Here is an 18,333-nt window from a genome sequence, read left to right as displayed (position 1 = left end):
GTTGGGGCGCCAGCAAGTATGCGGCGCCCCACATATAAACAGACCCCCGCCGTTCATCTGTTCAATTCGCCAATGTAACAAGACAAATCACTCTGGATCTTGTCCGACAATAAACAGATCCCTAAAATACGACGCCGCGCACTCTCCGTGCACCTTCTTGCTCATGACCTATGGTCAAACACTGGCAACCATGACTTCGCGCACCCGGCCTCAACGCTCTGCCCTGTACCGAAGCCATCCGGAACTGGTTCTTAACCTGGGCAGTTGCCTGACGGTTCTGGCAATCGTTGCTATCGTCACGTTTCTGTTGATGCGCGAACGTGCGAACGTCGAGCAGGCCGCCGTTCGCTCGGCACGCAACATCGTGCAGTTGATCGACACCGACATTGTGCGCAACGTGGAACTCTACAACCTGTCCTTGCGGGGCCTGATCTGGGCGGCACAGCGCCCGGAGCTGTTGACGATTCCGCCTGAGCTGCGCCATCAGGTGCTGTTCAACCAGGCCTTCAGTGTGCCATTGCGCGGCGACATCCTTTGGCTCGACAGTAATGGCGATGTGGTCGCCGACTCCGCCAGTACGACACCACGCAGCGCCAACTTTTCCGACAGCAAGGTATTCCAGGATCACCGGGCAAACCCTGGCCTGGGCCTGCTGATCAGCCAACCGTTCAAGGCACGGCTTGGCGACCTGGACTGGTGCATTGGCTTCAGCCGCAGGATCTCGGACATCCATGGCGGATTTGCTGGCGTCGCTGCCGGTGCATTGCGCCTGTCGTACTTCGACGAGCTGTTCCAGCGCCTGGACATCGGCCAGGAAGGCAGCATCAACCTGATCAATACCAACGGCGTACTGCTCGCCCGGCACTCGGCGGTGGACAACCGCCAGTTGGTGGGCAAGGACTTCAGTCAGGAGCCGAACTTCCAGCGCGCCATGCAAGAAGGCAAAGGCAGCTTTAGCGCAGCCTCGTCACTGGATGGCAAAGAACGTCTGTTCACCTTTTCCCGCGTCACCGACCTGCCATTGATGGTGGTCGTGGCCCTGCCCACTGAAGAAGTATTCGCATCGTGGCTGCGAACCGCACTGGTCGTGGGTACCGCAACAGGCGTGCTGTGCCTCGGCATTCTCTGGCTCACGCTGTTGCTGGGTCGCGAGCTGCGCCGCCGCCAGGATGCCGAACAAGGCCTGGCCACCCTCGCCGCCACCGACAGCCTGACCAACCTGCCGAATCGGCGGCGCCTGGACCAGGTGCTGCGCCAGGAATGGGCCAGGGCCAAGCGCAACGAACGCCCCTTGTCGGTGCTGATGGTGGACGTAGACCGCTTCAAGGCCTTCAACGAGCGGCACGGCCATCAGGGCGGCGATCAGGCACTGCGCAAAGTGGCCGCGACCATCCAGCGCTGCATCCGTCGGCCAGCAGACCTTGCCGCCCGTTATGGCGGCGAAGAGTTTCTGATCATCCTGCCGGAAACCGATACGCAGGGCGCCCATCAACTGGCCGAGAACCTGCGCCGCCAGATCGAAATGCAACCGCCGTACGCCAACGATGTGCAGCCGGTAACTGTCAGCATCGGCGTTGCCACCCACGCGCCAGACTGCCCGCAGCACAGCCTCGACGCGTTGTTGAGGGCTGCCGATGAGGCGCTTTACCAAGCCAAGCACAACGGCCGCAATCAGGTCGTTTAGCCTCAGCGCCGGCCGGGTGCACATCTGTATGCTGTTTTTCGACGGGATCTGTCCTTTGGCCCACCTGTCGAATGCATGTATCGTCGTGCCCTCGACGTCACAGGTTGTTGCCGCATCATGAACCCCGAAGCCCTTGAACTGCTGGTCACCCGCGAAATGCCTTTCGGCAAGTACAAAGGCCGCTTGATCGCGGACCTGCCCGGCCAGTACCTGAACTGGTTCGCCCGTGAAGGCTTTCCAAAGGGCGAGTTGGGCAGCCTGTTGGCACTGATGCATGAAGTCGACCACAACGGTCTGTCGGACTTGCTCGTTCCCCTGCGTAAAAAACACCCACGCCCCCGCCCCTGACACAGCGAGCCTGCGCATGAAGCACCTGCCCCTGTCTGAGTCCTCCCTTCTGGCCCGCGACGAGAGCTACTGGCAAAACATTGCCTCGCGCTACGACATCGAGCCTGGGCCGATCAACCTTGAGTACGGCTACTTCGGTCGCATGACTCGCACGGTCGCCGAGCGCTACCAAGCGCATATCATGGCGATCAACCGAGGCAATTCACTGCCGGTGCGTCAGCAGTTCGATCAGGTCGGCACCCTGCAGATCCACGCCGCCCTGGCTGAGCTGTTGCAGGTTCCAGCACACACGGTGGCCCTGACGCAAAGCGCATCGGCATCAATGCTGTCGCTGATCCGCAACTACAACGGCCTGCGCCCAGGCGATCAGGTACTGATCAGCGACCTGGAATACGACAGCGTGCAGCGCGCCATGCGCTGGCTGGCGCACCACCGTGGTGTGGAAGTGATCGAGCTGCGCCATCCGCATCCAGCCACCTTTGACAACCTGCTCGACAGTTACCGCCAGGCGTTCGAGCGCTACCCTCGACTCAAGCTGATGGCTCTGACTTACGTGACCCACCGCACCGGATTGGTGATGCCGGTGCAGGCCATTGCCGCCTGTGCCCGAGCACACGGTGTCGAGGTCATGCTCGACGGTGCCCATGCCCTGGGGTTGGTGGACTTCAGACTGGATCAGTTAGGCATCGACTTCGCCGCCTTCAACCTGCAGAAGTGGATCGGCGCGCCGCTGAGTCTGGGCGTGTTGTACATCGCCGAAGAACGCCTGCAGGCCATCGACCCCGACATGAGCGAGGCGAGTTACCAACGCGATGACATCCGCTCGCGGGCGCCGTACGGCACGCCGAACATTCCTGCCTGGATGACCTTGCCGACTGTATTCGAAGAGCACCGGGCCATGGGTGGCGCCGCCGTAAAAGGGGCACGCCTGAGTTACCTGCGTGACCTTTGGGTTGAGCAGGTGCGCGCATTGCCCGGTATCGAAGTGCTGACCCCGGACGATCCGCGCCTGTACTGTGGTATCACCTCATTGCGCTTTACCCGCCAGCCTGACCAGCCGGCCATGGTTCGGCGCCTGCTGGACGAGCACAACCTGTTCACCGTGGCCCGCGATGGCTCAGCCTGCGGACCGTGCATTCGGGTGACGCCCGGCTTCACGACAACACCGGACGATATCCAGGCGCTGGTCCGCGCCCTGCACGAACTGGCCTGAGCCCCCTCAGGCCTTGACCGGCTCGACCGCCAACTCGGCAACGTCGCTGCGCTTGAGCAGCGCGTACAACACGGCGGTCAGCAGGCTACCGGCGAGAATCGCCAACAGGTAGAGCAGCGCGTGGTTGATGGCGTTCGGGATCAACAGCACGAACAGCCCGCCATGGGGTGCCATCAGCTTGCAACCGAAGTACATCGACAAGGCACCGGTCAACGCCCCGCCGGCAATGCTGGCGGGAATCACCCGCAGCGGGTCTTTGGCCGCAAACGGAATTGCGCCTTCGGAAATGAAGCACAGCCCCAGTACCAAGGCGGCCTTGCCCGCCTCTCGCTCATTCTGGGCAAATTTGCGCCGTGCGATAAAACTGGCAATACCCAGCCCGATCGGCGGCACCATACCCGCCGCCATGGTCGCAGCCATCGGTGCATAACTCTGCGAGGCCAACAGCCCCACGGAAAACGCATACGCAGCCTTGTTGATCGGCCCGCCAAGGTCAACGCACATCATCCCGCCCAGCAGGATGCCGAGGAGAATGGCATTGGTGGTGCCCATGCTGTCGAGGAAATGGGTCAGCCCCGCGAGCATCTGCGCCACCGGCTGGCCGACCACATAGATCATCACCAGGCCCGTGAACAGGCTGGCCAGCAACGGAATGATCAGGATCGGCTTGAGCGCTTCCAGGCTGCTGGGCAGTCGCGCCCAGCGGTTGATGGCCTTGGCGCTGTACCCGGCGAGAAAACCGGCGACGATGCCGCCAATGAACCCGGCCCCCAGGGTGCTGGCCAGCAGGCCGCCAATCATGCCTGGCGCAAGGCCCGGGCGGTCGGCAATCGAGTAGGCGATGTAGCCGGCCAGCAACGGCACCATCAGCTTGAAGGCCGCCTCACCACCGATCTGCATCAGCGCCGCCGGTAACGTGCCTGGCTGTTTGAACGCCTCGATACCGAAAACAAAGGACAGGGCGATCAGCAAACCACCTGCCACCACCATCGGCAACATGAACGAAACACCGGTCAGCAGGTGCTTGTAGACACCGGTCTTTTCACCCTTGGCCGGTGCAGCCTGCCCGGCAGCCGACGCAGACTCCTGCTTGCCTTCGGCCAACGCTTTATCCAGGGTAGCTCGCGCCTGTTTCAGGGCAATGCCGGTGCCGCAGCGGTAGATCCGCTTACCGGCAAAGCGCTCGGTGGCCACTTCGATATCGGCGGCCAGCAACACCACATCCGCGTCGGCTATCGCCTGGGCGCTGAGCGGTGTGCGGGCGCCGACTGAACCCTGGGTTTCCACTTCAAGCTGGTAACCCAGTTGCTGGGCTGCCTGCTGTAACGCCTCGGCGGCCATAAAGGTGTGAGCCACACCGGTCGGGCAGGCGGTGATGGCGACAATGCGTTTGCCCTGTGCGACGGGCGCCGCAGCCTCGACCACCGGCTGATAAACCTCGGCCTTCTCGGCCGCATCGCGCAAGAAGTGATCAACATCCTGCAGCGCCTGCGATGGGGTGCTGCGGAACAACCGCTTGCCGGCAAAACGCTGCAGGTCCAGCGGGCCACTGCTGACCACCAGAACCCAGTCAGCCGCGTCGATATCCGCCGCCTGCAGTTGCCGCTCAGGGTGTGCCGGGTCGTGAACTTCGACGCTGGTGCCATAGCCCTGGCGGCGGGCCGCAGCCTCCAACAAGCGTGCACTGAGCACGCTGGAGACCATGGCGTTGGGACAAGCCGTGACAATCGCCAGTTTCATGTTCAACCCTCTTGTTCTGCTGCCGGGGTGTGGATACGGATCTCACGCTGCAACTGCACGAGGTACTGTGGGTCGGTAATGCCAAAGCCGATCTGGCTCACGGCCATGGCCGCAATGGCAGTTGCCCGCCGCAAGGTGGTCTTGGCGTCGTCGCCAGTCAGCAGCCCGTGGACCATGCCCGCCAGCAACGAATCACCGGCACCCACGGTACTGGCGACCTTCACGCGGGGCGGCGAGGCGTGCAAGGTGGCCTGGGCGTTGAACCAGGTAACGCCCTCGGCCCCTTGAGAAATCACTACTTCCTCAATGCCCAGGTCCAGCAAACGGCGCGCTGCGGCGTGCTGCTCGGTAAAACTGTGCAGCGGCGTTTCCAGCACTTCAGCCAGTTCGTCGGTGTTGGGCTTGACCAACCACGGCATGCTGGCAAGGCCGGCCCGCAAGGCCTCGCCACTGGTGTCCAGCGCCACCTTCAGCCCCAAGGCCTTGAGGCGGGCAAGCAGTTGTGCAAACCACTGCACGGTGACGCCAGGCGGCAGGCTACCGGCCACGACCACGGCGTCATGCCCCGGAGCGATGTGCTCAAGACGCTCCAACAGCGCCACAAAGGCCGATTCGTTGACCTCCGGCCCCGGGCCATTGATGTCCGTCACCCGCCCTGTGCCTTCGACCAGCTTGATATTGCTACGGGTCTGCCCCGGTACACGAATGAAGCCGTCAACAAAGCCACGCTGTACCATCAGCGCCTCAAACGGTTGAAGGTTATCCGCCCCCAGAAAACCGCTTACTGTCACCTGGTGCCCCAGGTCGGCCAGCACCTGAGCCACGTTGAGCCCTTTGCCAGCGGCATGAGCCTGCAGGCCTTTGCTGCGGTTGACGGTGCCCGGCTGCAAGTGCTCCAGCGTAACGGTGAGGTCCAGTGCCGGGTTAAGGGTCAGCGTCAGGATCTTGGCCATCAGAGTATCTCCACCAGCGCCCGCACATCGGCGGCGCTACCCTGAGCCAACGCGTCACGCGCCAACTGCCGGGTGTGTTCATAATTCAGTTCACGTACCTGAGCCTTGACCTCGGCTATGCTGCGCGCCGCCACGCTCAGTTCATCCACCCCAAGGCCCAGCAGGATTGGCACCGCCTGTGGGTCGGCCGCCAGTTCGCCGCATACCCCGACCCACTTGCCGTGGGCATGGGCCGCACGCACCGTCGTGTCGATCAAGTGCAGTACCGCAGGGTGCAGGCCATCGGCCTGGGCGGAAAGCGTCGGGTGACCACGGTCAATGGCCAAGGTGTACTGGGTCAGGTCATTGGTGCCGACGCTGAAGAAGTCCACTTCGCGGGCCAGCACCGGCGCCAGTATGGCCGCCGAAGGCACTTCGATCATGATCCCGACCTGCAGGTCGCTGACCTCGATTTCCTGACGCAGGCGCTCGACCATCGTCCGCGCTTCGCGCCACTCCTCCAACTGCCCGACCATCGGAAACATGATCCGCAGCGGGCGGTTGTCGGCAGCGCGCAACAGGGCCCGCAACTGGCTCTCCATGATCTGTGGCCGCTGTAGTGTCAGGCGAATACCGCGTACACCGAGGAACGGGTTTTCTTCCTGTTCGATCGGCCAGTAGGGCAACGGTTTGTCCCCCCCGACATCAAGGGTTCGCACCACCAGTGGCCGCCCGTCGAGACCATCGAGCACCTTGCGGTACTCCGCCTCCTGAGTCGCTTCATCGGGAGCGCTCTGGTGGGCCATGAAAATCAGCTCAGTGCGCAACAAGCCGATACCTTCGGCTCCGTGGTCGACCACCGCCGCGATACCCGCGCTTTCACCGATGTTGGCAAAGACTTCGATCGCGTGCCCATCCAGGGTGTGCGCCGGTTCCAGACGACGCGCACGGGCGGCCTGCAAACGCTGTTCACGACGGTCACGCTCGGCCAGTGAGCGCTGCAACAGCGCAGGCTCGGGCGCCACATGCAAACGTCCGCGCTGGCCGTCGAGCAGCAACGGCGTGCCTTGGGCAATCAACAACACTGACGCCCCCGCCCCCACCACCGCAGGAATGCCAAGCGCACGGGCAACAATGGCGCTGTGCGCGGTAGCGCCCCCGCGGGCGGTAAGAATGCCGGCAACACGGGCCGGGTCAAGCCGGGCGACATCGGAAGGCCCAACCTCTTCCATGACCAGCACATAAGGTGCGTCCGGCAAGGCTACATCGGCCTCGCCACACAACTGCGCCAGCACCCGGCGACCGACGTCGCGCAGGTCGGCGGCACGTTCAGCGAGCAGGGCATCGTGCAGGGCTTCCTGCTGTCGGGCTGCGCCATCGATTACCGCCATCCACGCGGCTTCGGCGCTTTCGCCCTGGCGCAGACGCTGCTCAACCTCATCGCCCAGTTCGGGGTCGTCGAGCATTTCCAGGTGGGTGATGAAGATTTCACGGATCGCCTTGGCCTGGCTGCGCTTGATCACCCCGTCGATATCGTCACGTACGGCCGCGAGCGCCTGCTGCAATCGCTCGCGCTCCACAGCAGGTGATTCACCGCGCAGCGGATAGTCGAATTCGCGCAACACCTGCACATGCGCCGGGCCGCTGGCGATTCCAGGGGCGGCCGCCACCCCTTGAATCAACGCACCTGCCACCGGGGCCTGAACCAGCGGTTGTATCACCTCGGCAACCACAGGCTCGAGCGCAAGAGTCGGCAACGGCTCAATCTCCTCGCCCAGCCCCTCTTCCACTGCCGCCAGCAAGGCCGGCAACGCGTCAGCCGCAATGCTTGGCTCGGCGATGAATTCCAGCACCTGCCCACGGTGAGCGCCCAGGCTGAGCAGCTTGCTCAAGCTCTTCGCCGAGACGGCAGCCTGGCCGGTTTCCGGCAAGCGCAGGCGAATTTCGCCCTCAAAGGCCTTGGCCAACTGCGCAAGGATTTTGGCCGGGCGCGCGTGCAGGCCATGGGCATTGGCCAGGGTAATGCGTGCGCTGGGCCAGTCGACCGGCACTTCGCCACCCAACACTTCCAATACCGTGCGGCTGCTGGTGGCGCGGAACAATTCCTGGCCACGGCCTTCGATCAGCAGTGTGCATAAACGTTCGAGCAGCGCCTGATGGGCTTCGCCCAGGCTGGCCAGACAGAACAACCCGTTCAAGGGCTGGCCTAGGTAACGCAGCGGTTGTGCCGGGGTCACGAACGCCAGGCCCGGTTGCCGCACCGTCTGCTCGCAGTGCAACCACCAAAGCCCATCGCCCAGCGGCAAGGCTTCGACTTGCTGGAGCACCGCCGCAAAGCCGTTCCCCACGCATTCGGCACGCCGCAGCAGGCGTGCACCGCGCCAGACCAGTTCCTCGAAATCTTCCGACGGCACGCCAAGGCCGATCAGTTGGGCATCCAGCGCCAACGCTTGCGGTGCGCCCTGCAGCAATTTCAACAGTGCCTCGGCAGAGGAAGCACGGCGCAGCGCCTCACCCAGGTCGGTTTCACCCAAGGCCCGGGTCAGCAGTTGCAGCAGCCGCAGGTGCTCATCGGATTTGGCGGCGATGCCAATGGCCAGGTAAACCTTCTGACCATCGCCCCAGTCCACGCCTTCGGGAAACTGCAACAGCCGCACGCCGGTGGTATGCACCAGGTCGCGGGTCTGTGGAGTGCCGTGGGGAATGGCGATGCCTTGGCCAAGAAAGGTCGAGCCTTGTGTCTCGCGGGCCTGCAACCCGGCCAGGTAACCTTCGGCGACCAACCCGTCAGCGACCAGCAGGTCCGCCAACAGTTGCAGTGCGGCCGGTTTATCCACAGCCGTCTGGCCCATGGATATCTGCTCTACGGTGAGCTCGAGCATGACCCTCTCCTTTGCAGCGCCAGGTGGGCGCCGAGGTATTGTTGTGGATATTTCAGCACAGTCCTCAGAGGTCTGGCCTTGGCGCCGGTGGCTAGCAGGGCAGAAAAAGCGCCAGCTGAAACGTTTAATCTATAATGACGATCACGTTACTCGATAATCTGCGATCTATGAAGCCCCATCTTGTCGGGCAACTGCGACAATAGTCGTCTGCGCTACTGCGATGAGATCGGCGAAACTACCCAGTCAGGCTTCGCAGCCAAGACCTGGTAATAACAAGGATAATTCGGTGAAACTCAGCGATATCGCTCGCCTGGCCGGTGTGTCTGTGACCACCGCCAGCTATGTCATCAATGGCAAGGCCGAACAGCAACGCATCAGTAACAGTACTGTAGAGCGGGTGCGTGCAGTGGTCGATGCACATGGCTTCACGCCCAACCCACAGGCCGCGGGCCTGCGCAGCAGACACACGCGCACCCTGGGGTTCATCCTGCCTGATCTGGAAAACCCCTCCTACGCGTGCATCGCCAAACGGCTGGAGCAAGGCGCCCGCGCCCAGGGCTATCAGTTGCTGATCGCCAGCAGCGACGACAACCCCGAGAGCGAGCGGCAGTTGCAGCAGTTGTTCCGCGCCCGCCGTTGTGATGCCTTGTTTGTCGCCACCTGCCTGCCAGAAGACGACGACAGCTATCGGCAATTGCAGGCTAAAGGCCTGCCGATCATTGCCATCGACCGTACGCTGGACGCCGCGCATTTCTGCTCGGTGGTCAGTGATGACCAGAACGCCAGCCTGCAGTTGACCCGCAGCCTGCTGGAATCGGCGCCCATGCACATCGCCCTGATTGGTGCGCGTGCCGAACTGAGCGTCAGCCAGGCCCGTACCCGTGGCTTCGATCAGGCGCTGGAAGGCTTTACCGGCAGCATCAGCCACTATCAGGGCGAGGCCTTCAGCCGTGACTGCGGTCGCCGCCTGATGGGCGAACTGCTGGCCGATCTAGGCCGCCTGCCCGACGCACTGGTGACCACCTCCTACGTGCTGCTGCAGGGTGTATTCGACGTACTGCAAAGCCGTCCAGCCGACTCCCGTACTGTGCATCTGGGCACCTTTGGTGACACCCAGTTGCTGGACTTCCTGCCACTGCCAGTCAACGCCATGGCCCAGCAACACGGGCTGATTGCCGAAACGGCGCTGAAACTGGCCTTGGCGGCGGTTGAGAAAAACGATTACACACCGGGTGTCCATGCCATTGGCCGGACCTTCAAACAACGGATCTTTGCGGCCTGACCATGCGCCTGATCGACACCCACACGCACCTGGACTTTCCGGACTTCGATGCTGACCGTACAGCATTGCTGGCCAATGCCCGGGCCCAGGGTGTCGAACGCATGGTGGTGCTGGGGGTGTATCGGGACAACTGGCAGCGGATCTGGGACCTGGTGCAAAGCGACGCACAGTTGTATGCCGCGTTTGGCCTGCATCCGGTGTACCTGGATGAGCACCGCGCCGAGGATCTGCTGGCACTGAAAGACTGGCTGAACCGCCTGCACGGCGCGCGCCAGCTGTGTGCAGTGGGTGAGTTTGGCCTGGACTACTACCTGGAAACCCTCGACCGGGATCGGCAACACGCCTTGTTTGAAGGCCAGTTACAGCTGGCAGCTGACTTCAACCTGCCAGCACTGCTGCATGTACGGCGCAGCCACGCCCAGGTCATTGCAACCCTCAAGCGCTACAAGCTGGCACGCGGTGGAATAATCCACGCGTTTGCCGGCAGTTACGAAGAGGCCAGGGAGTACATCAAGCTGGGCTTCAAGCTCGGCCTGGGTGGCGCGGCCACCTGGCCACAGGCACTGCGCCTGCGCAAAACCATTGCGCGTTTGCCACTGGACAGCGTGGTACTGGAAACCGACGCACCGGACATGGCACCGGTGATGTTTGCCGGGCTGCGCAACAGCCCGGAACACCTGCCACAGATTGCCACCGTGCTGGCCGAGCTGATGGGTATTGCGCCCGAGCAGTTGGCCGAGGCCAGCAGCCTCACGGCCTGTGAGCTATTTGGCTGGTAACCCATCGTAGAGCGAACGTGCCTGATCCTAGACCCGAAACGCCCCAATCAAACGCTTGAGCTCCAGCACCTGGGTAGACAGTTGCCGGCTGGCATCTTCGGTCTGGTGCGCGCCGTCACTGGCATGCTCGGCGGCGCGGTTGATCTGCACGATGTTCTGGTCGATGTCATGGGCTACCGCGGTCTGCTGCTCTACCGCAGCGGCAATCTGCTGGTTCTGGTCGACGATCGTACTGACGGCCCCCAGAATGTTCTCCAACGCCTGCTGCACCTGCTCGGACTGGCCCACCGTCCCCGATGCCATCTGATGGCTGCTGTCCATCGCCTTGACCGCAGCGCCCACGCCACCCTGCAAGCGTGAAATCATCTGCTCGATTTCTTCGGTCGATTGCTGAGTGCGCTTGGCCAGTGTTCGCACCTCATCGGCCACCACGGCGAAGCCACAGCCTTGTTCGCCGGCTCGGGCCGCTTCGATAGCCGCGTTCAATGCCAGCAGGTTGGTCTGTTCGGCAATGCTCTTGATCACCTCCAGTACCCGGCTGATGGCCTGGCTGTCATTGGCCAACTGGTTGATCACCTGTACCGATTGATCAATCTCACTGGCCAGGCGGGCAATGCTGCCTTGCTGCAACGCCACCAGGCTGCGCCCACTGACGGTATCCCGATTGACCCCATGGGCGCTGTTGACCGCCGCCGTCGTGCTTCGTGCGACCTCCTGGGCCGTCGCCGACATCTGGTTCATCGCCGTGGCCACCTGTTCGATCTGCCCCCGCTGACCGCTGACCGCCTGGTTGCTGCGCGCAGAAACGGCATGCACCTGCCCGGCCTGGTACTCAACCTGCGCCACGGTCTGGCCAACCTGCTCGATCAGGTCGTGAATACGCCGCACCGTGGCATTGAACACCTGCCCCAACTCACCCAGCTCATCGCGGCTGTGGGCCTGGAAGTTCACGGTCATGTCACCAGCCGCCACCTCGTCCATCACAACGCCAAGACGCTTCAGCGTGCTGCGGGTCGAGGCATAGAAGCCGCTGTACAGGTAGACGATCAACAGGAATATGCCCGCCAGTGCCGCCACCAGCAGTGTCATGTGCTGACGGTATTCCCCCAGTCGCTGCTGCAACTCCAGGCGCAGAAAGTCCAGGGTTGCACTGTTGAGTTGGTAGGTCTGCGCCATCAAGTCGCTAGCCTGTTGATAAAAAGCTGGCCACGGCGCATCAAGGGTGTCGGCCATGACCACCTGCTCCTCGAACAGCTCACTGGCCTGCTTCAAAGTGGCCTGGCTGGCTGCAGCGTGCGCACCCAGGCTCGCCTTCGCCCGCGGTTCAGTGGCCAGGGCGTCCTGCACCTTGATCGCATAGTCCGCTGCGAGTTTGTCGAGGGCCTGCAGCAGTTCCTCGAAACGGGTACTGGAGGACGAATTGAGAAAGCCTTGACCAAGGGAATAGGCGCCCATGGCTCGCCCCTCACCCAAGGCCTGAGTGACCTGCGGGGTTGCGCTGATCAACAGCTCACTGAGTTGGCGGATGACACGCTCATCATCCTGGCTCAGCCCGGCCTGGCTGGCGATCAGCTTGCTCAGCACCTGGGCCTGGGCCAGCAGCTTGTCAAACAGGGCTGCCTTGCTCAACAAGGACGATTCGCTCTGCGCACGCTGGAACACGGCCAGCATTTCACTGCGTTTGTCCTCGAAGGCTCGCACCTGCGCCTCATCGACCGACACCGTGCTCAAACCCTGCAGGCGGGACAACAGTTGCTGTTCAAGGGCCGAGATTTTTACCTCGACATCTTCGGCCTTGCCCGACTGCCCCAGCACAGCATTGATCTGCACCAGGTTGCCCAAGGTTTCCAGATCACTGCGCAACATCAGGCTGCTGCCAAGCAGATCGAGGCTTTGCAGCTCGACACGGGTGGCATTGAGCTGGGCATACGCGTCGCGGACCAGATAGAAATTGGTCACCAGCATGGGCAGGAAAAACAGGACGCTGATCAGGCTGAACTTCATCCCGAAACTCAGGCGGTTCATCAGCGCAACGGCGGGATACAAGAGGCGCTTCACGGGTCGTCTCCTTGATTCTTATTGTTCTATAGGCGCAATGGCTCTAGGCCACCGGCGATGTTCACCAGGTCCTGTATAACGCATATCGATGCGGGGTTTTGTAACTTAAGGTTAACCGGCGGATCGAGCCCGAGCTCGATCCGCCATGGTTTCAGGCAAGGACGGTCCAGAGGGCGAAGCCGGCGTACCAGAGTACGGCGGAACGCAGCAGCAGTTCCCAGAGGGTGTCCAGATCGGCAAGGCCATCAGGGCCGACCGCTGCGCCCTGAGAGAGCTCACCCGCCGCACGGCCGGCGATGTGAATCAGCCGACCGGCGCTGATGTGCCAGTTCAGCAATTCGTGCAACAACGCACGGCTGACCGCAACGAAATTGCCGACCAAGGCAAAACTCAAGGCCAACAAGCGTACGGGCAGCCAATCGAAGGCATGCCGTACCTGCCCTGCACAGTCACGCAATGCCTCGTTACGCGCATGAGCCGCCGTCAGTGCCAACAGGCGGTAACCCAACGCGATGGCCGGGCCCAGCAGGAAGTACCAGAAAATCACCGCGAACAGGCTCTGGTAGGCCTGCCACAGCAGATGCCCTTCAACCCGCTCAATCAACATGGTTTCATTGTCAGCGGCCAAGCCCAGATCACGTTCAGCCACATGCAGTGCGGCCTGCTCATCACCACGCCGCCACGCATCGCGAAATGCGCCCAGCGACGCCTTCACATCACCACGTCCCAAGCTGTAAATCAGCACCAGCAAGTGGATCGGAAAGACCAGCAAACCATACGCCACCGGTTCCAGCGCATGCACGAGCAACGCCAGCAACGCCACCGGCAGCAGCACCAGAATGCCCAGCGCCCACCACGGATGGGTTTTGCCGCTACGCTCCAGTCGTGCCAACTCGCCAAGAAAGAAGCCATCGCGTTGCAGGCGCTGACGCAATGCCGAAAACTTCTCGATCCACAACACCAGCAACAACACCAGAAAACTCATGATTTCTCCTCGCTATCCTGCAGGGCGGCGCGGTAACGCGCCCAATCAAAGGCTGGGCCCGGATCCGTCTTGCGACCCGGGGCAATCTCACTGTGGCCGCGAATCCGTTCGCGGCTAATCGCTGGCCAGGCCGCCTGCAGTTGCCGGGTCAGCACCTGCAAGGCCTGATACTGGGCATCGGTGAAGGGCATATCGTCGGTGCCCTCCAGTTCGATACCCAAAGAAAAGTCGTTACACCCTTCGCGACCGTCAAATGCCGAGACACCGGCGTGCCAGGCCCGATCCAGGCAGGACACGAACTGGGTGACGGCACCATCACGCTCGATCAAAAAATGCGCAGAAACGCGCAAGGTCTTGATGGTCTCGAAAAACGGGTGCTCGTCAGGGTCCAAACGGTTCTGGAAGAACGCCTGAACCTTGCCGGTGGCGAATTGCGCTGGCGGCAAGCTGATATTGTGGATCACCAGCAGGGAAATGGCTTCGCCATCAGGGCGGGCGTTAAAGTTTGGCGAAGGGCAATGGGTGATGCCGGCAACCCAGCCGGTAGCACGGTCCAACTGCATAGAAATTCCTGAAAGCAACCCAAAGACAACGCCAGTATGCCCCGTCGCACAGGCAGATGTATCGTGAAAAAGTGTGTTCTCGAGTAGCCAAACCCTGCACAACACGCCGCTTGTTTGCTGCAACCCCTGCACGGGCTGACCTATAATCCCGGCCACTTAGCTTGTGGAGCCCGCCATGCCGAATTTACGCCTCGCCGATCTGACTGCCGAAATCGAAGCCAACGTGCGCCGTGCGTTGCTCGAAGACATTGGCAGCGGCGACATCACTGCCCAACTGATCCCCGCCGAACGCCTGGCCAAGGCCACCATCATCACCCGTGAGAACTGCGTCATCAGCGGTACTGCATGGGTGGATGCGGTGTTCCGCCAGCTCGACCCTCGGGTGGCGGTGCATTGGCAGGTCAGGGACGGCGACCGGGCCAGGCCCAACCAGATCCTGCTCACCCTTGAAGGGCCGGCACGCTCGCTGCTCAGTGGTGAACGCAGCGCCTTGAACTTCCTGCAGTTGCTCTCCGGTGTTGCCACCCACGCGCAGTTCCTCGCCGACAAGGTTGCCCATACCCAGGTCAAACTGCTCGACACCCGCAAGACGCTCCCAGGCCTGCGCCTGGCGCAGAAGTATGCCGTCACCTGCGGCGGCTGCCACAACCACCGGATCGGCCTCTACGACGCCTTCCTGATCAAGGAAAACCACATTGCGGCCAGCGGCGGCATCGCCGAAGCGATCACCGCGGCACACCGCATCGCCCCCGGCAAACCCGTGGAAATCGAAGTGGAAAGCCTGGCCGAGCTGAAGCAGGCACTGGACGCTGGTGCCGACATCATCATGCTCGACGAACTGAGCCTGGACGACATGCGCGAAGCCGTCCGTCTGAATGCTGGCCGTGCCAAACTCGAAGCCAGCGGCGGGATCAACGAAAGCACCTTGCTGGTGATCGCCGAAACGGGGGTGGACTACATATCCATCGGTGCCATGACCAAGGACGTCAAGGCGGTGGATCTGTCGATGCGCCTTAGCCTGTAAGGGCTCAGAGGGCTTACCGCACCTACGCGGCCCCTGGCCTGAAAAAACAAACCCCCGCTCAAAGGCGGGGGTTTGTCATCTACCTGCGCAGAATCAATGTGCCGCGTTCTGCAGGCCATCCAGGTAGCGCTCGACGTCCAGTGCAGCCATGCAACCGGCACCGGCCGAGGTAATCGCCTGGCGGTACACGTGGTCAGCCACGTCACCGGCAGCAAACACACCCTCGATGTTCGTGGCAGTGGCGTTGCCGTCACGGCCGCCGTTGACTACCAGGTAGCCGTCCTTGAGGGTCAGTTGGCCTTCGAACAGCGACGTGTTCGGGGTATGGCCAATGGCGATGAACACGCCGTCGACCTTGATGTCTTCGCTGCTGCCATCGTTGTTCTTCAGACGCGCACCAGTCACGCCCATGTCGTCACCCAGCACTTCGTCCAGCGTGGCGTTGAGCTTCAGCACGATCTTGCCTTCGGTCACACGGGCGTGCAGCTTGTCGACCAGGATCTTCTCGGCACGGAAGGTCTCGCGGCGGTGAACCAGAGTGACCTTGCTGGCAATGTTGGCCAGGTACAGGGCTTCCTCGACAGCGGTGTTACCGCCACCCACTACGGCCACCTCACGGTTGCGGTAGAAGAAACCGTCACAGGTAGCGCAGGCCGAAACACCTTTGCCCATGAAGGTTTCTTCCGACGGCAGGCCCAGGTAGCGAGCGCTGGCACCGGTGGCGATGATCAGTGCATCACAGGTGTAGGTGGCGCTGTCACCTTTGAGGGTGAACGGCTTTTGCGCCAGGTCTACGGCGTTGATGTGGTCGAACACCACTTCAGTCTCGAAACGCTCGGCGTGCTCCTGCATACGCTGCATCAGTGCCGGGCCGGTCAGGCCGTGGGCGTCGCCCGGCCAGTTGTCGACTTCGGTGGTAGTGGTCAACTGGCCACCAGCCTGCATGCCGGTGATCAGCAGCGGCTTGAGGTTGGCACGGGCAGCGTACACCGCGGCGCTGTAACCGGCAGGGCCGGAACCGAGGATGATCACTCGCGAATGACGTACTTCAGACATGACACTCTCCTGTCGACCTGGCCTGTAGCGGCCAGTGTCGTAACGCCGGGATCGCCGGCTGGAATAAAAAAGAACCTGCGAAGCACTTGGGGAAGGCTTTTGTCCGCAGGTCCTGAAAACAGTGGGTTACAGGCTCTTGGCGTTTTCCGCCAGGTAGTCGGCAACACCCTTGGCATCGGCCTTCATGCCTTTCTGACCTGGACGCCAGCCGGCCGGGCAGACTTCACCGTACTGTTCGGTGAACTGCAGGGCTTCGACCAGACGAATCATCTCGTCGACTTCACGACCCAGCGGCAGGTTGTTGACCACCTGATGCTGCACCACGCCTTTCTGGTCGATCAGGAACGAAGCGCGCAGAGCAACGCCAGCGTCATGCTCGATACCATAGGCACGGGTGATTTCGTGTTTAACGTCAGCGACCATGGTGAATTCGACTTCGCCAATGCCGCCCTTCTCCACCGGCGTGTTGCGCCAAGCGTGGTGGGTGAACTGCGAGTCGATGGAAACACCGACCACTTCAACACCCAGCTCACGGAACTTATCCATACGGTTGTTGTGGGCAATGATTTCCGACGGGCAGACGAAGGTGAAGTCCAGCGGCCAGAAGAACAGCACGACGTATTTGCCGCGCAGGGAGGAAAGCGTGAAGCTGTCAACGATCGAACCGTCACCCAGCACTGCCGCGGCATCGAAATCAGGGGCTTGCTTGTTAACCAGAATGCTCATGAAAACTCCTTGAAGATTGAATTCGAAGGCGTTGAAAAGTTGTGCGCACTGTAGCGAGGTGGCAGAGATTAAGGAAATATCCTTAGACAATCTACCTTATAGACGACCTCTATTTACCGTCTTGGGAATGGCCTGATCCTCTATGACCTACGGGTCACAAGCGACCTCGGCTTTTGTTACATCGCGTGTCGCCAAGCCTTGCCGGCTTTCACCGGGTGCCCAAACTCGGTAATGTCAGCGCGTTTTATCCTCACGCGGAGCCTTCTATGCAAGCCCCTGTTCTTTCTGGCCCGGACTACCTGCGCCAGGGCTTAACACTGGTACTCAGCCCGGGCCTGCGACTGTTCGTGCTGCTGCCTTTGACGATCAACCTGGTACTGTTTTTCGGCCTCATCTACCTTGCCGGGCACCAGTTCAGCCTGTGGGTCGACACGTTGATGCCCAGCCTGCCGAACTGGCTGAGCTTTCTCAGCTATATCCTGTGGCCGCTGTTTGTCGTGCTGGTAGCGCTGATGGTGTTCTTCACCTTCACCCTGCTCGCCAATATCATCGCCGCCCCGTTCAATGGCTTTCTGGCTGAAAAGGTCGAAGCGGTAATACGCGGCAGCGATCAGTCGCCGCCGTTCAGTTGGAGCGAACTGGTCGCCATGGTGCCGCGCACGCTGAGCCGTGAGCTGCGCAAACTGGGCTACTTCCTGCCACGCACCATCGCCCTGTTCATTCTGTCGCTGATTCCGGTGGTCAACCTGATCGCGGCGCCATTGTGGCTGGTGTTCGGGATCTGGATGATGGCCATTCAATACATCGACTACCCGGCCGACAACCACAAGCTGGGCTGGAACGAAATGCTCGCCTGGCTGCGGGAAAAACGCTGGAAGAGCCTGAGCTTCGGCGGCTCGGTGTACCTGGCGCTGCTGATCCCGTTCGTCAACATCCTGATGATGCCGGCGGCGGTAGCGGGGGCCGTGGTGTTCTGGGTGCGTGAAGACGGTGACAAGGCGCTAGCGCCGACGAAGGTAAGCTGACGCCTTGATACGGCCTGCCTTCTGGCAGGCCGTAGC

General features: G+C 61.9%; 15 protein-coding genes. 7 read left to right on the top strand and 8 right to left on the bottom strand.

Annotated elements, in window-relative coordinates; translation table 11 throughout:
- Positions 1-163: 163 nt before the first annotated feature.
- The 3 genes from CS390_RS04300 to CS390_RS04290 all read left to right on the top strand — a co-directional run bounded on the left by CS390_RS04300 (position 164) and on the right by CS390_RS04290 (position 3,245).
- Positions 164-1,684: a diguanylate cyclase gene (locus CS390_RS04300; RefSeq protein ID WP_256587565.1), complete on the top strand. Its 1,521-nt coding sequence runs from the start codon at positions 164-166 to the stop codon at positions 1,682-1,684.
- A 114-nt stretch (positions 1,685-1,798) separates the two neighbouring features.
- Positions 1,799-2,032, top strand: a complete 234-nt coding sequence (locus CS390_RS04295) for a DUF3820 family protein (protein ID WP_083199871.1) — start codon at positions 1,799-1,801, stop codon at positions 2,030-2,032.
- A 31-nt stretch (positions 2,033-2,063) separates the two neighbouring features.
- Positions 2,064-3,245 carry an aminotransferase class V-fold PLP-dependent enzyme gene (locus CS390_RS04290; RefSeq protein ID WP_099776536.1) on the top strand — a complete coding sequence of 394 codons (1,182 nt, stop codon included), beginning with the start codon at positions 2,064-2,066 and terminating at the stop codon, positions 3,243-3,245.
- 6 nt (positions 3,246-3,251) lie between these two features.
- Here CS390_RS04290 and CS390_RS04285 read toward each other — a convergent pair whose 3' ends face one another.
- The 3 genes from CS390_RS04285 to ptsP are packed head-to-tail and all read right to left on the bottom strand — an operon-like array spanning position 3,252 to position 8,799.
- Positions 3,252-4,985 carry a PTS fructose-like transporter subunit IIB gene (locus tag CS390_RS04285; RefSeq protein WP_099773576.1) on the bottom strand — a complete coding sequence of 578 codons (1,734 nt, stop codon included), beginning with the start codon at positions 4,983-4,985 and terminating at the stop codon, positions 3,252-3,254.
- Between the two features lie 2 nt (positions 4,986-4,987).
- Positions 4,988-5,938: a 1-phosphofructokinase gene (pfkB, locus tag CS390_RS04280; protein ID WP_099773575.1), complete on the bottom strand. Its 951-nt coding sequence runs from the start codon at positions 5,936-5,938 to the stop codon at positions 4,988-4,990.
- Positions 5,938-8,799, bottom strand: coding sequence for a phosphoenolpyruvate--protein phosphotransferase (gene ptsP, locus CS390_RS04275; protein ID WP_099773574.1), 2,862 nt, complete (start codon positions 8,797-8,799; stop codon positions 5,938-5,940). Before ptsP ends, pfkB begins: the two co-directional genes overlap by 1 nt.
- A 286-nt stretch (positions 8,800-9,085) precedes the next feature.
- Here ptsP and cra point away from each other — a divergent pair, with 286 nt between their 5' ends.
- Both cra and CS390_RS04265 read left to right on the top strand, forming a co-directional pair.
- Entirely contained in the window at positions 9,086-10,081 is a 996-nt protein-coding gene (gene cra, locus CS390_RS04270; RefSeq protein ID WP_099773573.1) for a catabolite repressor/activator, read from the top strand.
- 2 nt (positions 10,082-10,083) lie between these two features.
- The gene (locus CS390_RS04265; protein ID WP_099773572.1) at positions 10,084-10,860 is read left to right on the top strand and encodes a TatD family hydrolase; all 777 of its coding nucleotides are present in this window, start codon (positions 10,084-10,086) and stop codon (positions 10,858-10,860) included.
- Positions 10,861-10,887: 27 nt separating this feature from the next.
- On the opposite strand, the gene CS390_RS25605 is transcribed toward CS390_RS04265, so the two are convergent.
- The 3 genes from CS390_RS25605 to ampD form a co-directional block, all read right to left on the bottom strand.
- Entirely contained in the window at positions 10,888-11,592 is a 705-nt protein-coding gene (locus tag CS390_RS25605) for a methyl-accepting chemotaxis protein (protein ID WP_371918255.1), read from the bottom strand.
- A 1,477-nt stretch (positions 11,593-13,069) separates the two neighbouring features.
- Positions 13,070-13,903 (bottom strand): regulatory signaling modulator protein AmpE, encoded by an 834-nt coding sequence (gene ampE, locus CS390_RS04255; protein ID WP_099773570.1) that lies wholly within the window; start codon positions 13,901-13,903, stop codon positions 13,070-13,072.
- A complete protein-coding gene (gene ampD / locus CS390_RS04250; protein WP_099773569.1) occupies positions 13,900-14,466 on the bottom strand; it encodes a 1,6-anhydro-N-acetylmuramyl-L-alanine amidase AmpD in 567 nt (188 codons plus the stop codon). The genes ampE and ampD overlap by 4 nt, the downstream gene beginning before the upstream one ends.
- Before the next feature lie 175 nt (positions 14,467-14,641).
- Here ampD and nadC point away from each other — a divergent pair, with 175 nt between their 5' ends.
- Positions 14,642-15,490, top strand: coding sequence for a carboxylating nicotinate-nucleotide diphosphorylase (gene nadC, locus CS390_RS04245; RefSeq protein ID WP_099773568.1), 849 nt, complete (start codon positions 14,642-14,644; stop codon positions 15,488-15,490).
- 93 nt (positions 15,491-15,583) lie between these two features.
- Here the strand turns inward: nadC and trxB are convergent, their stop codons facing one another.
- Both trxB and CS390_RS04235 read right to left on the bottom strand, forming a co-directional pair.
- A complete protein-coding gene (gene trxB / locus CS390_RS04240; RefSeq protein WP_099773567.1) occupies positions 15,584-16,546 on the bottom strand; it encodes a thioredoxin-disulfide reductase in 963 nt (320 codons plus the stop codon).
- 126 nt (positions 16,547-16,672) lie between these two features.
- Positions 16,673-17,272 (bottom strand): peroxiredoxin, encoded by a 600-nt coding sequence (locus CS390_RS04235; protein WP_065761144.1) that lies wholly within the window; start codon positions 17,270-17,272, stop codon positions 16,673-16,675.
- Between the two features lie 266 nt (positions 17,273-17,538).
- Here CS390_RS04235 and cysZ point away from each other — a divergent pair, with 266 nt between their 5' ends.
- Positions 17,539-18,297 (top strand): sulfate transporter CysZ, encoded by a 759-nt coding sequence (gene cysZ, locus CS390_RS04230; RefSeq protein WP_099773566.1) that lies wholly within the window; start codon positions 17,539-17,541, stop codon positions 18,295-18,297.
- Positions 18,298-18,333: the final 36 nt, after the last annotated feature.

It is taken from the genome of Pseudomonas sp. HLS-6 (assembly GCF_002753995.1).
Lineage (GTDB): Bacteria > Pseudomonadota > Gammaproteobacteria > Pseudomonadales > Pseudomonadaceae > Aquipseudomonas > Aquipseudomonas defluvii.
The sequence above is the reverse complement of the archived record's forward strand: the minus strand, read 5'-3'. Positions and strand labels throughout refer to the sequence as shown.

Bases quoted from the DNA above. Each gene is read 5' to 3' on its own strand.
- CS390_RS04300 (WP_256587565.1), top strand. From the start codon at position 164: ATGACCTATGGTCAAACACTGGCAACCATGACTTCGCGCACCCGGCCT.
- CS390_RS04285 (WP_099773576.1), bottom strand. From the start codon at position 4,985: ATGAAACTGGCGATTGTCACGGCTTGTCCCAACGCCATGGTCTCCAGC.
- pfkB (WP_099773575.1), bottom strand. From the start codon at position 5,938: ATGGCCAAGATCCTGACGCTGACCCTTAACCCGGCACTGGACCTCACC.
- ptsP (WP_099773574.1), bottom strand. From the start codon at position 8,799: ATGCTCGAGCTCACCGTAGAGCAGATATCCATGGGCCAGACGGCTGTG.
- CS390_RS04265 (WP_099773572.1), top strand. From the start codon at position 10,084: ATGCGCCTGATCGACACCCACACGCACCTGGACTTTCCGGACTTCGAT.
- CS390_RS25605 (WP_371918255.1), bottom strand. From the start codon at position 11,592: ATGTCGGCGACGGCCCAGGAGGTCGCACGAAGCACGACGGCGGCGGTC.
- ampE (WP_099773570.1), bottom strand. From the start codon at position 13,903: ATGAGTTTTCTGGTGTTGTTGCTGGTGTTGTGGATCGAGAAGTTTTCG.
- ampD (WP_099773569.1), bottom strand. From the start codon at position 14,466: ATGCAGTTGGACCGTGCTACCGGCTGGGTTGCCGGCATCACCCATTGC.
- nadC (WP_099773568.1), top strand. From the start codon at position 14,642: ATGCCGAATTTACGCCTCGCCGATCTGACTGCCGAAATCGAAGCCAAC.
- trxB (WP_099773567.1), bottom strand. From the start codon at position 16,546: ATGTCTGAAGTACGTCATTCGCGAGTGATCATCCTCGGTTCCGGCCCT.
- CS390_RS04235 (WP_065761144.1), bottom strand. From the start codon at position 17,272: ATGAGCATTCTGGTTAACAAGCAAGCCCCTGATTTCGATGCCGCGGCA.
- cysZ (WP_099773566.1), top strand. From the start codon at position 17,539: ATGCAAGCCCCTGTTCTTTCTGGCCCGGACTACCTGCGCCAGGGCTTA.